The sequence below is a fragment of the Rhodospirillaceae bacterium genome (assembly GCA_016712715.1).
Classification (GTDB): Bacteria; Pseudomonadota; Alphaproteobacteria; order Dongiales; family Dongiaceae; genus Dongia.
Genome location: JADJQM010000003.1, coordinates 616,856 through 630,772 on the forward strand (window position 1 = coordinate 616,856; position 13,917 = coordinate 630,772).

The 13,917-nt window shown below is 61.6% G+C and carries 13 protein-coding genes; 8 read left to right on the forward strand and 5 right to left on the reverse strand.

The features are described 5' to 3' along the window. The first annotated feature begins 22 nt into the window (after nucleotides 1-22). The 6 genes from IPK59_20635 (at nucleotide 23) to IPK59_20660 (ending at nucleotide 5,871) form a co-directional block, all read left to right on the forward strand. Nucleotides 23-1,261 carry a FecR domain-containing protein gene (locus IPK59_20635; GenBank protein ID MBK8161061.1) on the forward strand — a complete coding sequence of 413 codons (1,239 nt, stop codon included), beginning with the start codon at nucleotides 23-25 and terminating at the stop codon, nucleotides 1,259-1,261. Nucleotides 1,262-1,371: 110 nt separating this feature from the next. Beyond that, complete coding sequence (locus tag IPK59_20640) at nucleotides 1,372-2,589, forward strand: FecR domain-containing protein (GenBank protein ID MBK8161062.1); 1,218 nt, start codon at nucleotides 1,372-1,374, stop codon at nucleotides 2,587-2,589. Between the two features lie 21 nt (nucleotides 2,590-2,610). Continuing rightward, nucleotides 2,611-4,206: a gamma-glutamyltransferase gene (ggt, locus tag IPK59_20645; GenBank protein MBK8161063.1), complete on the forward strand. Its 1,596-nt coding sequence runs from the start codon at nucleotides 2,611-2,613 to the stop codon at nucleotides 4,204-4,206. Between the two features lie 287 nt (nucleotides 4,207-4,493). After that, the gene (locus tag IPK59_20650; GenBank protein MBK8161064.1) at nucleotides 4,494-5,057 is read left to right on the forward strand and encodes a DUF882 domain-containing protein; all 564 of its coding nucleotides are present in this window, start codon (nucleotides 4,494-4,496) and stop codon (nucleotides 5,055-5,057) included. Nucleotides 5,058-5,139: 82 nt separating this feature from the next. Further along, nucleotides 5,140-5,289, forward strand: a complete 150-nt coding sequence (locus tag IPK59_20655) for a hypothetical protein (GenBank protein ID MBK8161065.1) — start codon at nucleotides 5,140-5,142, stop codon at nucleotides 5,287-5,289. Nucleotides 5,290-5,343: 54 nt separating this feature from the next. Next, nucleotides 5,344-5,871, forward strand: coding sequence for a hypothetical protein (locus IPK59_20660; GenBank protein ID MBK8161066.1), 528 nt, complete (start codon nucleotides 5,344-5,346; stop codon nucleotides 5,869-5,871). 175 nt (nucleotides 5,872-6,046) lie between these two features. On the opposite strand, the gene IPK59_20665 is transcribed toward IPK59_20660, so the two are convergent. Together IPK59_20665 and IPK59_20670 are read right to left on the reverse strand one after the other, a co-directional pair. Next, nucleotides 6,047-6,874 (reverse strand): hypothetical protein, encoded by an 828-nt coding sequence (locus tag IPK59_20665; GenBank protein MBK8161067.1) that lies wholly within the window; start codon nucleotides 6,872-6,874, stop codon nucleotides 6,047-6,049. Between the two features lie 11 nt (nucleotides 6,875-6,885). After that, complete coding sequence (locus IPK59_20670; protein ID MBK8161068.1) at nucleotides 6,886-7,686, reverse strand: carbonic anhydrase family protein; 801 nt, start codon at nucleotides 7,684-7,686, stop codon at nucleotides 6,886-6,888. Between the two features lie 204 nt (nucleotides 7,687-7,890). Here IPK59_20670 and IPK59_20675 point away from each other — a divergent pair, with 204 nt between their 5' ends. Then, nucleotides 7,891-9,912, forward strand: a complete 2,022-nt coding sequence (locus tag IPK59_20675) for a response regulator (protein ID MBK8161069.1) — start codon at nucleotides 7,891-7,893, stop codon at nucleotides 9,910-9,912. 35 nt (nucleotides 9,913-9,947) lie between these two features. Here IPK59_20675 and uraD read toward each other — a convergent pair whose 3' ends face one another. Further along, the gene (uraD, locus tag IPK59_20680) at nucleotides 9,948-10,469 is read right to left on the reverse strand and encodes a 2-oxo-4-hydroxy-4-carboxy-5-ureidoimidazoline decarboxylase (protein MBK8161070.1); all 522 of its coding nucleotides are present in this window, start codon (nucleotides 10,467-10,469) and stop codon (nucleotides 9,948-9,950) included. Then, entirely contained in the window at nucleotides 10,466-11,674 is a 1,209-nt protein-coding gene (locus IPK59_20685; GenBank protein MBK8161071.1) for a urate hydroxylase PuuD, read from the reverse strand. Before IPK59_20685 ends, uraD begins: the two co-directional genes overlap by 4 nt. A gap of 121 nt (nucleotides 11,675-11,795) precedes the next feature. Here IPK59_20685 and IPK59_20690 point away from each other — a divergent pair, with 121 nt between their 5' ends. Then, complete coding sequence (locus tag IPK59_20690; GenBank protein ID MBK8161072.1) at nucleotides 11,796-12,719, forward strand: LysR family transcriptional regulator; 924 nt, start codon at nucleotides 11,796-11,798, stop codon at nucleotides 12,717-12,719. Nucleotides 12,720-12,770: 51 nt separating this feature from the next. On the opposite strand, the gene IPK59_20695 is transcribed toward IPK59_20690, so the two are convergent. After that, a complete protein-coding gene (locus IPK59_20695) occupies nucleotides 12,771-13,853 on the reverse strand; it encodes a BMP family ABC transporter substrate-binding protein (GenBank protein MBK8161073.1) in 1,083 nt (360 codons plus the stop codon). Nucleotides 13,854-13,917: the final 64 nt, after the last annotated feature.

Here is a 13,917-nt window from a genome sequence, read left to right on the forward strand (position 1 = left end):
TCTGTGTTGAGGAGGAGCTGATATGCGATCCGCACGACAGATACTGATCTTTGGCAGTGTCGCCGGCCTTTTTGCCGTGCTCGCTCCGGAAGGGGCAGCGGCAGAGGTGGGTGCGCCCGCCGGCGTCGCCGGCGCCGTTTCCGGTTCGGTCGGGCTGGTTTCGCCGGCCAAGCAGATTGCAACACCGGTCGCGGTCAGTTCCGGCGACGGCATTGTCATGGGTGATGGCTTGAGCACCGGGACTGAATCGCGCCTGCAGGTCATGCTGCTGGATGAATCGGCGATCACGCTTGGGCCCGACGCACAACTGACAATCGACGAATTCGTCTTCGATCCAGCCAACACAAATGCCAATGCCTTGAGCGCCAGCCTGGCCAAAGGTGCCTTTCGCCTCGTGACGGGCGCCATCGCCCGGCAGAATCCTGATGGCACGACGCTCACCCTTCCCAATGCCGTGCTCACGATCCGCGGCACGACTGTGATCGGGGCCTGCGCCGCCACCTGCGTCGTGGCACTGTCCGGCAGCGGCGACGAAAACACTGTGGGCAAGAAGCCCAGCGTGGTGACGCTCAAATCCGGCAAGTCGGAAGTCGTGCTGAAGCGTGCCGGCTTCTTTGTCGAGATCGACGCCGATGGCGACATCAGCGCGCCGCAGGAACTGACCGAGGCGGTCGAGGCGAGATTTGCCGGTCTGTTTACTGCCGTCAATGCGCCTGGCGATGGGGCCTTGCGCGACACTGTACAGGGACCACGAGGTGGCGAGGTCATCCTCGCCTCCGGCCAACCGGTGCAGGAAGGCGGGCCATTCGCCCATGACCAGCGCGATTTCGAAATGGCCGATCGGCTCGATGGCAATGACACTTTCGAAGCCACGTCGAACTTGCCGATCAATCAGGTTCGCTACTATACGGACACTGTGCCGATTGCCTTTGCTGGCGCGTCCGGTGGTGGCAATTACGGCATTGATTACACGCTCAACCTCGCCGAGCGAAGCTTCACCGGCAATCTGCTGCTCAATTGCGCGACCTGCTCCGCCGGTGCCTTCACCACCACGATTCCGCTGCTGGTCAGTCCTTTCGACAACGGCTTGCATCTGGTCGAGAGCGGTTTCGTGCTCGACCCGACGGCCGCCAATGATACCTTCAACATCAATTACGTGATCGGTCCCAAGAATATCGGCGCGGTGGTGCAATATGATGTCGATGGGACAGGCGGTACGCTGCCGTCTGTTGGCACCGGGGTCGCGCCGATCGTGCCGTGATTCCGGCCCGTTTGCCGAAAGCGTGGCCTTCGGGCTTGCCGAAATCCGCAGCTTCAGGCCATGCTGCGGCAATGACCGAACATGACGCAAGCTCAAGGAGCTCTCTGAGAATGCCCAGCAACAGACATCTGCTACCAATGGGCGTTATGCTGGCTTTGTTGATGCCCTGCACTGCCTTTGCCATGGGAGAACCAGCGGGCGTCGCCGGTGCCGTTTCCGGCGCCGTTGGATTGGTCTCTCCAGCCAAGCAGATCGTAACGCCGGTCGCGGTCAGCTCGGGTGACGGCATTGTCCTGGGCGACGAGCTGTCGACTGGCGCCGATTCACGCCTGCAGGTGATGCTGCTGGATGAATCGGCGATCACGCTCGGGCCTGATGCCGAACTGACCATCGACGAATTCGTCTTCGATCCTGCCAGCACCAATGTAAATGCCTTGAGCGCCAGCCTCGCCAAGGGCGCCTTTCGCCTGGTGACCGGCGCCATCGCCCGGCAGAATCCGGAAGGCACCGCCCTCGCCCTGCCCAATGCCGTGCTCACCATTCGAGGCACCACGGTCATCGGTGCCTGTGCAGCGACCTGTGTGGTTGCGCTGGGTGGAACCGGTGATGCCAACAATGCCGGGAAGAGGCCGAGCTCAGTCACCCTGAAATCCGCCAGAAACGAAGTGGTGCTGAAGCGCGCTGGCTACTTCGTCGAGATCGACGCCGATGGGCAGATCAGCGAACCGCGGGAGTTGACGGCCGAGATTGAACAACGCTTTGCCGATCTGTTTGTACCAATGACGACGCCTGGCGGCGGGGCCGGCAATTTTCAGCCGGCTCCCGCGAGCATCATCGGCCTTTCTGGCCAGCCGACCCAGGAAGGCAGCCCCCTTGCCGTCAACCAACGTACCTTCGAGGATGCCGATCAGCTCGACGGCAATGACACCTTTGAAGCAACCACCAACTTGCCGGTAAGCGAGATCAATTATGCGAGCGGTGCCATCGGCTTTGCCGGCGGCTCGGGCGACGGAGACTATTATGTCAACTATTCGCTCAACCTCGCGGCCCGCAGCTTCGATGGCAGTCTGACCATTGATCACCAGGATGAAGGCTTCATCACCACCCTGCCGCTGCTGGCCGATCCCTTCACCCAAGGTCTCAGCCTGGTGGAGTCAGGTTCCGTGCCGAATGCGCTGCTCTCGGCTGCACCCAACCCCGACGCCACCTTCAACTTCGCCTACACGATCAGCCAAAGTGGTATTGATACCGCCTTCCAATACGATCAAGACGGTCCCTTGACCGCGCCACCGTCCACCGGTACCGGCGTTGCGCCGGCCGTCCCCTAAATTGAACAACCAGGATTGATCATGCGTGATTTCCACAAGCCCGGCCGCTCCGCCATCTATGCGAGCGACGGCGCCGCCGCCACCTCTCATCCGCTGGCCACCGTTGCCGCCCTCGACTGCCTGAAGGCCGGTGGCAATGCAATCGATGCGGCTATCACCGCCTCCGCCGTGCTGGCCGTGGTCGAACCGGCGATGACGGGCATTGGCGGTGATTGCTTTGTATTGCTCTCGAAAGGCGGCAGCGACGACATCATCGCCTATAACGGCAATGGCGCCGCCCCCCTGAAGGCCGAGCCGGGTTTTTTCCAGGAGCGCGGCATCACCGAGATCGCCGCGGATTCGGTTCATGCGGTGACGATACCCGGCGCCATCGAAGCCTGGTGTCGGCTCGCGGCCGATCACGGCACTTTCGGCATCGACCGCCTGTTGCGCCCCGCCATCCATTACGCCGAGGCGGGATTCCCCGTGGCACCGCGCGTCGCCCATGACTGGGCGCAGGAAGAAGAAAAGCTGCGGCGCGACCCGGCGGCTGCCGGCAGCTACCTCGTCGATAGCCATGCGCCCAAGCTCGGCGACAAAGTACGGCTGCCCCTCCTCGCCAAGACACTGCGCGAGATCGCGACCAAAGGTGCCGCCGGCTTCTATCAAGGCTGGGTGGCCGAGGACATGGCATCCTCCATGGCGGCGCAAGGCGGGCTCCATGCATTGGAGGACTTCGCCCGCCACAAGGGCGAATACGTGAAGCCGATCGCCACCGACTATCACGATGTGAAGCTGTGGGAATGTCCGCCGCCGGGCCAGGGCCTGACCGCGCTCCTCATGCTCAACATCCTCAAGGCCTATGGGCCAGAGCATGCCGGCAGCGATCCGCTCGGACCTGACCGCCTGCACCTGCAGCTGGAAGCCGCCAAGCTGGCCTATCGCGAGCGCAATGCGCATATCGCGGACCCGGCCTTCGCCAAGGTGTCGGTCGAGGGCCTCCTGTCTGGATCGCATGCCAAGGCGCTGGCCGGGCTGATCAAGGCCGACAGGGCCCTCGATCTCGGCGCCATCGGCCAGTTCCCCAAGCATCCGGACACTATCTATCTCACAGTCGTTGACCGCGATCGCAACGCGGTGAGCTTCATCAACTCGGTCTATTACGGTTTCGGCAGCGGCCGCATGGCACCCAAATCCGGGGTGCTGATGCAGAATCGTGGCGCCTGCTTCGTGGTCGATCCCCAGCACCCGAACTGCATCGGGCCTGGCAAGCGCTCGATGCACACGATCATCCCGGCGATGGTGACCAAGGGCGGCAAGGCGGTCATGCCTTACGGCGTCATGGGCGGCGATTACCAGCCGGTGGGCCAGGTCCATGCGCTGACCAACATGCTCGATTACGGCATGGACCCGCAGGCGGCGCTCGACTGCCCCCGCGCCTTCTATGATGAGGGGACCTATCTGGTCGAAACCGGTATTCCAGCCGCGACGGTCCAAGCATTGTCGGCCCGCGGCCATAATGTGCAGCTGAGCGAGGACCCGTTAGGGGGCGGTCAGGCCATCTGGATCGATTGGCAGCGCGGTGTCCTCATTGCCGGTTCCGATCCCCGCAAGGACGGCTGCGCCCTGGGATACTGACATTAACCATCAGGATTTCTCAACGAATCCAGAACGTTGCGGCGATTTCGGGAATTTTACTTTGCATTTGCGGCAAGGCTGTGTCACCTTTCGGGCATAGCTTGGTCGTCTGTCTTTGGCGGCGGCCCGGTGATCAGTTCGGGGATAATGTTAACCATTATGAGGAATGATCCGGTGGAGCCGGATTTTGGCGTGGAGATCGTGGGGACGATTCGCGCCGGTCTTACCTAGCAACGCGATATGTGGCCTCCGGGGGTGTCCCGGGCGCCTAGGGAGATTGGAAAGATATGTCATCACGTCACCAAGCGGCCAATTTGGGCCGTCGCTCTTTTCTCGGCCTTGGGTTGGCGGGCGCTGGCGCCCTCACCTTCCTGCCGCGCACCGTCATGGCGAAGACCACCGCCAATGACAGCCGGACCCTCGGTTTCTTCAACACCCACACGAACGAAATCCTGAAAGCCACCTATTGGCAGAACGGCGCCTATGACCGTTCCGCGGTGGAAGATATCAACTACATCCTGCGCGATCACCGCAGCGGCGATGTCTATTCGATGGATCTGAAACTGCTCGATTTGCTGGTGACGCTGCATCGTCGCGTCGACAGCAAGAAGCCGTTCGAGATCATTTCCGGTTACCGCAGCCCCAAATCCAACGCAACCCTGGCGTCGGCCAGCAATGGCGTTGCCAAGCGCAGCATGCATATGGACGGGAAGGCGATCGACATCCGCCTGCGCGATGTAAAGCTGGCCGATCTGCGGCTTGATGCCCTGGCCATGAAGGCCGGCGGCGTCGGTTACTATCCGAAATCGGATTTCGTCCATGTCGATACCGGGCGCGTTCGCCACTGGTAGGACTGGGCGTTCCTTTTTCCTCGACTTGAGCAGGCCCGCATCCCATCATCGATGCGGGCCTTTTGCTTAGGCGGGAAAAATCATGACTGACGATCTAGAAGAGCTTAGAGCGCGCGTGGCTGCCGCACGAGACCAGCTCGCCAATGACGTCGATTACGCGCAGAAAGTGGAACTGCGGCTCAACGACCTTGCGCGCATCGTCGATGGCTCACTGGCACGACAGAGTGCCTAACTTGAAGCAGCGCAAGCCCGTATCGCCGTCCTCGATATCGATCTCACCCGCGCGTTGGCACGGGCCGAACAGGCTGCCGGCGATGCTGCGCGCAGCGATTTGCTGGCCAAGGAGAACGGCGATCTCCGCACCATGGTGATGACGTTGCTGGAGGTCATCGAAGGCCGTCAGAAATCGTCCTTCAGCAGCGTGATGCAGAAGCTGGAAGAGAATGTGAGTGCGCTGGTAGCTGCGCCACCGATGCCAGCGGCTGAAGTGCCGGTGTCTGAAGTGCACGCGCCTGAAGTGCCGGCACCAGCGATAGAAGAAACCGCTGCCGCGGAACCGGAAACCGAGCCAGAGCCAGAGCCAGAGCCAGAGCCAGAGCCAGAGCCGGAAGAGCATGATCTCGGTCCCGAACCTGCCGGCGATGTTGAACTCGAGGCCGAACCGCAGTTGGAGTCGGAAGATGTGGCGATTGATGCAGCGCTGGATGAGACCGCGCGCGCTGCGACCGAACCGGTCGATGACGCCATTGAGGATTTGAGCGAGATAGCGCTTTACGATGCGTCGGAAGAAGTGGTCGAGCCCGGCAAGGTTTGACCCGGGCTGGGCTTATGGATTAAGCGCGCAATAAGCTTTCTTAGCCTTCAATGCGTTGCAGATTTTGGCAAGTTCCGCCTCGCTTGCCCCACCAGCATAGAGGCGAATGATCGCCCCTTTGCCCGGGACGTCGACCGCCACATAAAGCGGCGAGAGCGGATCGAGCTCGTCATATTCACCGAGCAGTATCTTCCAGCCGCGCTTGGCGGCACTTTCGCCTTTGTAGCTGGCGAGATGAATCGCCGTTCCCAATGGCGGAAGCTTTGGCTCCTTCCGGGATGCTGACCTTGGCAACCGGCTCTGACTGCGAATCAGCAACAGGGCCCTCGGGAACCGGCGCGGGTGGCATCGTCGGCGTGAGTTCGACTGGCGCCCCGGCATTGTGGCTTTGAGCGCTGGAGTCTTCATGCGCCGGAGCGGTCATGCCATGTGCCGATGTTGCTGCGGCATCCATCTGCGGTGGCGGCACCACTTCACTGGGCAGACGGTGCATTACGGCACCGGCCTGCTCGAGCAGATAAAGCCCTTCGCGGCGCTGCTGCAGCAAGGCCGCATTTGCCCCCGGCTGATCCGGCAGGCGGAGATAGACCGCGAAGTCCTTGCCCTCGCAACGCACCACCAGGCGGTTCCAATTTCCGGCAACAGCGGCTTTCAGGCCGGTCGCCGTGGCGTCTATCTGATCACTATTGAAGGTTGGACTGATGCAGCGTTGGCCGTTGATATCGCTCACTTCGTTGGCGGCTATGGTGAGTGCGGTCCCAAGATGCGGGTCTGCGACACTGGCCTGTGTCATCGACGTCGGAAAGACACCGCTGACATACCAGATACCGGCAAAATCACTGCCAGGACCAGTTTCCGCCACCGCGGACACATCACCCTGCACCGCATCGACCGGCTCCGGCGGTGTCGGATTGATGGCGGTTTCCACTGGCTTGGCACTGGCGCAGGCTGCCAAGGCAAGCAGGGTCATGAGCGACGCGGACCGGCGGATAAAATGCTGCATGGCCCGGCTCCTCAAAACAGGTCCAGCGCGACGCCGCGCTGGAAGCCGGATTGCAACGGTCGCGCATTCATCGGAAAGAGCCGGGCGAAGCTTTCGATCTGCCCGACCGCCGCCTCGACCGGTTCACGGAACACAATCCAACTGACGATTTCGCTGCAGGGCGGCGTCGTCAGCGATCCGGCATAGCGATAGGTCGCCGCAGATGCCGGCAGAAAGAGGTTCATGTCGATCGGCCTGGCAATCGCTGCCTTGCCCTTGCTGCGCGGCGCTGGGGCGAGAACGGACGCTAGTGCGTCATTTTCACGCCCCGGTCGAAAGACGATTCCCGTCACGGCGAGGTCACCGGCCTCGCCCTTATGGACCATATGGACTTCGAGCGGCCAGCGACCACCGGCGACGGCATGCTCACTGGGATGATGAAAATGAAACTGGAGGAAGCTGTATCTCTTGCCGCCCAAAGTGAGCTGGCTGTCGGTCGGTCCAACCGCGGCCACCTGCAGGGTATGGCCGTTGTTTTCCACTGTGCCCTCGAAGGACTGCCAGGCGAGCGCGAGATCAGGACCGGGAGCGAGGCCGGCACTTGCAAGGTCGATCGGGGATTGGCGCTGTCCGGTGGCACAGGCCCCGAATTCCGGCGCCAAACTGCCCCACTCCGCGGGCCCGCCATGACCTTCATAAGTCCAATGCGGCGCCTCTTCGGCTTGAGCAAGGCGCCAGGGCGAAACAAGACCCGTGACCCCAGAACCCGCCGCAAGCGTCCCAAGCGCGATGTTCTGCAACAGATTGCGGCGACTGACCTGACGGTCCGGCATCGATCTTTCCCCTGTTTTGGGGACTTTAGCGAACCTGCTCGATTCGGCCCAAGGCCCGATTGGCCACGTCTCGGCACCTTTAGACCCTACCTGGGGGATGCCGCGACCGCGCGCGGGCCGGAAACTGCTGAAAATGCTTCGTTTCGACACTCGGAAACTGCAAAATACATATTCTGTTAACCGCGTCTGGACCATTCTCCATCCATGGATAAGCGCTGGAAGGGCTTCGGTCTGAAAACCAGAGTGGTGTTGGCCTTGGCCATCGTCATTTTGGCGATCCAGGCTGCCTATGTCGTGCTGGAGGACAGCCGCTTCGTCGGCCGCCAATCCGCCGAATTGCAGGATCGTGCCGACAACCTGGCCTTGCTCTACGCCGGGGCCGTCGCCAATGCCGTCTGGGAGTATGATCGCGAAGCAGCGCGCGGCCAGTTGCAGGCGATGCGGGTGATCGGTGGATTTGCGCGCGCCGTCATTCGGGAGTCCAGCGGACAGGAGTTTGTTGCCGTCGACGCTGCTGACACCATGCCGGAAGCGCCGCCCTTCGCAACCCACGCCACGGTCGAAGGCAACGCCGAAATCCGAATTGAGGAGCGCCCCGTCGGCACTATCAGCGTGACCCTTTCCAAGGCACCCTTGGAACTCGCCCGCGCCGCCTATCTTCGCACGCTGGTTGTCACGAATGGTGCCCTTGCAATCGTACTGCTGGGCCTGACCTTGCTGGCGCTCCACCTGGTCAGCCGACCGCTCGACCGCATGACTGCGCTGATGCAACGCTTCTCCGCCGGCAACCTCAATTCGCTGGTGCCCTTTACCGATCGTACCGACGAAATCGGCCGCATGGCGCGGGCCCTGGAAGTTTTTCGCGGCAACGCGATCGAGCGGCGCCTGGCGGAAGAAGCGCTGACCAAGCGCAGCGAAGAACTCGCCGTCCTCAATCAGGATCTCCGGAAGGCGCGTGACGTCGCCGACACCGCCAATCGCATCAAGTCCGAATTTCTCGCCTCGATGAGCCACGAGATCCGCACGCCGATGAACGGCGTCATCGGCATGGTGCATATGCTGAAGAACACGGCGCTCACCGACGACCAGCAGGACAAGTTGCAGACGCTGGAAAGCTCTGCCCGCGGTCTGCTGTCGATTCTCAATGACATCCTGGACATTTCCAAGATCGAGGCAGGCAGGCTCGACCTCAACATGGCTCCCTTCTCGGTCACCGATATGATCGAGGATCTGGTCGCCCTGTGGCGGCCCTCGGCGCTCTCGAAGAAACTCGACCTCACTTATGAAATCGGCGCGAACGTCCCCCAGGCCCTCAATGGCGATTCGGCGCGCATTGCCCAGGTGCTGGCAAATTTTCTCGGCAATGCGGTGAAGTTCACGCATCGGGGCGGCATCCACGTGAAAGTCGAAGCTCACCCGCTTGGCCACCGTACCTGGGATCTCGAGATTGCCGTGCGCGACACGGGCATCGGCATCGACAAGGACGTCCAGGCGCGCTTGTTCCAGAAATTCACCCAGGCCGATGCATCGATGACACGCCGATATGGCGGGACCGGCCTCGGCCTCGCAATCTGCCGCGAGTTGATGCAACTGATGGGCGGGTTGGTCGGCGTTGAATCAGACCCTGGTGAAGGCTCCCAATTCTGGATGCGGCTGAGGCTCGAAGAAGCCGACACCCTGCCTGAGGCTGCCAGCCAGTTCCGCAGCAAGGACCAGGCACTCCTTGACCACCCCGGCTCCCGCAAACTTCGCCTGCTGGTCGCCGAAGACAATCTTATCAACCAGAAAGTCATCTGTGCCATGCTGGAGGCTGTCGGCCACGACACGGCACTGGCGGGCGACGGTGTGGAAGCGGTTGCCGCCGTACAGCGCGAATCCTTCGATGCCGTCCTGATGGATGTGCAGATGCCGAACATGGACGGCATCATGGCAACGCGCGAAATCCGCAGTCTGGGCGGCGATTTCTCGACCCTGGCGATCATCACCCTTACCGCCAATGCCATGGCCGGTGACCGCGAACGCTATCTGAGCGCCGGCATGAACGCCTATGTCTCGAAGCCGATCGACCCCAAGCTGCTGTCGCTCGCACTCCGCCAGACCTGCGGTCCGGACGTTGCCATTCTGCACAGCAACGAAATCACCATGACGCAGCCCACGGCCACGCGGAACATCACGCCCTCGGCGGAACAGGAAGCGGCCCTGTCGGCGTTGCTATCGAAGCTATAGCTACTGCGGCGTTCACTTCGCAAGGGTATCACCGTTCAGCACATATCCCGCAGACGCAGAAAGGCGATGCGGTGGACCTGGTCCAGGGCCGTGCGAAACTCCGTGGCAGAATCATTCTGAATACGCTGCTCGAATGCGGCCAGTATCTCGGCGCGCAACTTGCCTTTCACAGCCATGATGAAGGGAAAGCCGAAACGAGCGCCATAGGCGGCATTGAGTTCCTGGAACTTGTGGTATTCAGCCGGCGAACACTGGTCGAGCCCGGCACCGGATTGCTCACCGCGGGATTCAAGGGTGAGGCCACCCGCCAAGGCCAGCCTGCCGGCGAGGTCAGGATGGGCGCGCAACAATGCCAGTTGAAGTGTCTCGCCGCCCTCTTCGACGATGCTGTAGAAAGCATGCGCCAAGCCTTCAAGACTGTCATGGTTTGCATCGAGGCCGCGCTTGAAAAGGATTTCTGCGATCCAGGGCGACTGCTCGTAGACGCGGCCGAAGGTGGCGACGAAGGTGGCGCGATCGAGATCGCGCGGCCGTTGACGGAATTGCATTTCCATCATTCCGGACCTCCATGATCATCTGCAGCGCTGCCGGCAATCCAGGCGCCCAGAAGGGCACGCTCCTCCTCCGTCATGCCGGTCTGGTTTCGGAGCGGCATCATTTTGGTGGCGACGGCAACGCGCGCAATCATCGGCGCATAGCGGCGGATATCCGCGGCGCTGTCGAAGGCGATGCCTTTTGGCGGCACCTTGAAGAAGGCGTCGGTCGGGACCGAGGAGTGACAGGTGACGCAGCGTTGCTGGACAATGGCGGCGGCCTCGACGAGTTCAACCCTGCGGTCGATGGCAATCGCATTCGTCTTCAAACCGGGAATGGCGGCAAGGCACAGACCTAACCCCAGGGCCAGCACCAGAAGATAGATGACCTTGTCGCCGGAGATGCCGGCATTCCTGGCATTGGCATAGGCGCGCAGCAGGCCGCTCAACAGCACGGCGCCGATCACGAAGACCCAGCGATAGGGACTTTCATACATGATCGGGTAGTGATTGCTGATCATCATCAGCACCACCGGCAAGGTGAGATAATTGTTGTGCAGCGATCGCTGCTTAGCCTGCTTGCCCAAAGCCGGGTCCGGCGCCTCACCGGCGAGCAAGGACTTCACCACCTTGCGCTGGTTGGGGATGATGATGTGGAAGACGTTAGTCGCCATGATCGTGCCAATGAAGGCACCGACATGGAGATAGGCGGCACGGCCGCTGAAAAGCTCGGTGCAGATATAGGCCGCCAGTGCCACCAGGATGAAGACGCCAATGGCGAGCGCCGTTGTGTTGCGACCGATGATTGAACGGCACATGAGGTCATAGACGATCCAGCCGCCGATCATCAGACCAAGGCTCACCAGGATGGCCTTGCCCGATGAGATGGAGCTGACCGCCGGATCGATGAGGTTCTGCTCGGCGCCGTAGTAATAGATGAGCGCCAGCAGAAGGAAGCCCGAGAACCAGGTGAAATAGGCTTCGTATTTGAACCAGTGCAGCTCCTTGGGCATCGTGCCGGGCGCCACCAGGAATTTCTCGACCGCATAGAAGCCGCCGCCATGGACCAGCCAGCTTTCGCCGGCGATACCGGGCTTGGGTGCCGCGTAATGGCGAAGGCTGGCGTCGAGCCAGATGAAGAAGAACGAGGTACCGATCCACATGATGCCGGTCATCACATGGATCCAGCGCAAGGCGAGGCTGAGCCATTCGGCCAAGATCGGGTCCATGGGGCGCCGGCTCCTTCGGGTTTGAATGGCGCAGAATAACAAACAAGGTCGCCCGCGCCGACCTTGCCAGCGGCGAAATCATGGATAATGATCTTCAAGAAACCGGCGATAATGAGGATTCATGCCGCATACCGAGGATCTTGCCATCTTCGCCCGGGTGGTCGAACTGGGCAGCCTGTCGGCCGCGGGGCGCGATTTGCGCCTGTCACCGGCCGTGGTCTCCAACCGGATCGCCCGGCTGGAGGGAGATCTCAAGGCGCGCCTCCTCAACCGCACGACCCGTCGCGTCAACCCGACCGAGGAAGGAGCGGCCTTCTATCAGCATTGCCTCTCCATCCTCAACGAGCTGGAGCAGGTCGAGAATCTGCTGTCACAGCGCACCGACGAACCCAGGGGGCCGATCAAGGTGTCGCTGCCGGTGGCGTTCGGCCGCCAGTATGTGGCGCCGCATATCGGCGCCTTCCTCGCCCGCTATCCGCAGATGCAAGTGCGGCTGCAGTTGACCGATCGCTTCTCGGACCTCATCCAGGAGCGCATCGACCTCGCCATCCGCATCGGCGCGCTGGAGGATTCGTCGGCCATTGTGCGCAACCTCGCCACCGACCGGCGTGTCATCGTGGCGGCACCCGACTATCTCGATGCGCGCGGGATACCGAAGGCACCAGAGGATCTGCTGGAGCATAATTGCCTGCTGCTGCGTTTCCCCGGTTCCAAGCAGTATCGGTGGACGCTGACCGGGCCGGATGGACCGCAGACGTTGCGCGTCGCCGGCAACATGGACAGTGACAATAGCGAAGTGCTCCTGGATTGGTGCCTGGCCGGCCATGGCCTGGCGCTGAAATCGATCTGGGAGATCGTCGATCATCTGAACGCCGGGCGGCTCAAAGTGGTGCTGCGCGATCATCCGCCGGTGGCCGATGCGATCCATGCGCTCTATCCGCACGGCGCCCATGTGCCGGCCCGCGTACGCGCCTTCATCGACTTCCTGGTCGAAATCCTGGGGCCTAAGCCCATCTGGGAACGCGCGCTGAAGGTGACGATATAGAAACGGCCCCGCCTCCCTTGCGGAAAGCGGGGCCAATCCAGTTCAGGCGACTTACTTCGGCAGATCGCCTTCGACGCCTTCGGCGAGCCAGTTCATGCCGGCGATGTCGCCGTCATTGAGGGTCGTGCCATCCGCCACCTTGACGCTGCCATCCTGGGCATTGATCGGCCCCTTGAAGATGGTGAGCTTGCCGGTCCTGATGGCCTCTTCCGTATCCATCGCCATCTTCTTCACATCATCGGGCATGTTGGCATAGTCGGCCATCTTGAGCATACCGGTGTCGAGACCCTTCCACACATCCTCGCTCTTCCACGTGCCGTCCATCGCCGCCTTGATGCGCTCGGTGTAATAGCCGTCCCAATGGTCAATCGACGAGGTGAGCTGGGCATTGGGGGCAAACTTGATCATGTCGGAAGCCTGGCCGAAGCCCTTGAGGCCGCGTTCCGCCGCGACCTGCAAGGGAGCCGGTGAATCCGTGTGCTGCGCCATGAGGTCGGCGCCCTGGTCGAGGAGAGCCTTCGCCGCATCGGCTTCCTTGCCGGGATCGTACCAGGAGTTAATGAAGACCTGTTTCAGCTTGGCATTGGGGTTGATTGTGCGCATGCCGAGGATGAAGGCGTTCATGCCCATGATGACTTCGGGGATAGGGATAGAACCGATATAGCCGACGACACCGGCTTTCGACATCTTGCCGGCGATGATGCCCTGGATGTAGCGACCCTCATAGAAGCGGATATTGTAGGTGGCGACATTGTCGGCGCGCTTATAGCCGGTGGCGTGCTCGAACTTTACATCCGGATAATCGCGCGCAACTTTCAGTGTTGCATCCATGAAGCCGAAGGAGGTGGTGAAGATGACGCCGTGGCCGGTCTCGGCCAGTTCCCGGATGACGCGTTCGGCGTCCGCACCTTCCGGCACCTTCTCGACATAGGTTGAAGTCGTGCCGAGCGCCTTGTCGGCGGCAAGGCGGCCCTGGTCATGCTGATAGGACCAGCCGAAATCGCCGATCGGACCCACATAGATATAGCCGGCCTTGAAATCGGCGGCGCGCGCCTTGCCACCCAACAGCGGCAAGGAACTGGCAGCGAGGCCGGCACCGGCGGCCTGGATGAAGGTTCTGCGTTTGATCGACATGATGGAAGCCTCCTGCTTTTTCTTGGATTGACAAATTGTGGATCGAAAGGGGTCGGGAACACCA

Coding starts and splice junctions, on each gene's coding strand:
- IPK59_20635 (MBK8161061.1), top strand. CDS start 23: ATGCGATCCGCACGACAGATACTGATCTTTGGCAGTGTCGCCGGCCTT.
- IPK59_20640 (MBK8161062.1), top strand. CDS start 1,372: ATGCCCAGCAACAGACATCTGCTACCAATGGGCGTTATGCTGGCTTTG.
- ggt (MBK8161063.1), top strand. CDS start 2,611: ATGCGTGATTTCCACAAGCCCGGCCGCTCCGCCATCTATGCGAGCGAC.
- IPK59_20650 (MBK8161064.1), top strand. CDS start 4,494: ATGTCATCACGTCACCAAGCGGCCAATTTGGGCCGTCGCTCTTTTCTC.
- IPK59_20655 (MBK8161065.1), top strand. CDS start 5,140: ATGACTGACGATCTAGAAGAGCTTAGAGCGCGCGTGGCTGCCGCACGA.
- IPK59_20665 (MBK8161067.1), bottom strand. CDS start 6,874: ATGCAGCATTTTATCCGCCGGTCCGCGTCGCTCATGACCCTGCTTGCC.
- IPK59_20670 (MBK8161068.1), bottom strand. CDS start 7,686: ATGCCGGACCGTCAGGTCAGTCGCCGCAATCTGTTGCAGAACATCGCG.
- IPK59_20675 (MBK8161069.1), top strand. CDS start 7,891: ATGGATAAGCGCTGGAAGGGCTTCGGTCTGAAAACCAGAGTGGTGTTG.
- uraD (MBK8161070.1), bottom strand. CDS start 10,469: ATGATGGAAATGCAATTCCGTCAACGGCCGCGCGATCTCGATCGCGCC.
- IPK59_20685 (MBK8161071.1), bottom strand. CDS start 11,674: ATGGACCCGATCTTGGCCGAATGGCTCAGCCTCGCCTTGCGCTGGATC.
- IPK59_20690 (MBK8161072.1), top strand. CDS start 11,796: ATGCCGCATACCGAGGATCTTGCCATCTTCGCCCGGGTGGTCGAACTG.
- IPK59_20695 (MBK8161073.1), bottom strand. CDS start 13,853: ATGTCGATCAAACGCAGAACCTTCATCCAGGCCGCCGGTGCCGGCCTC.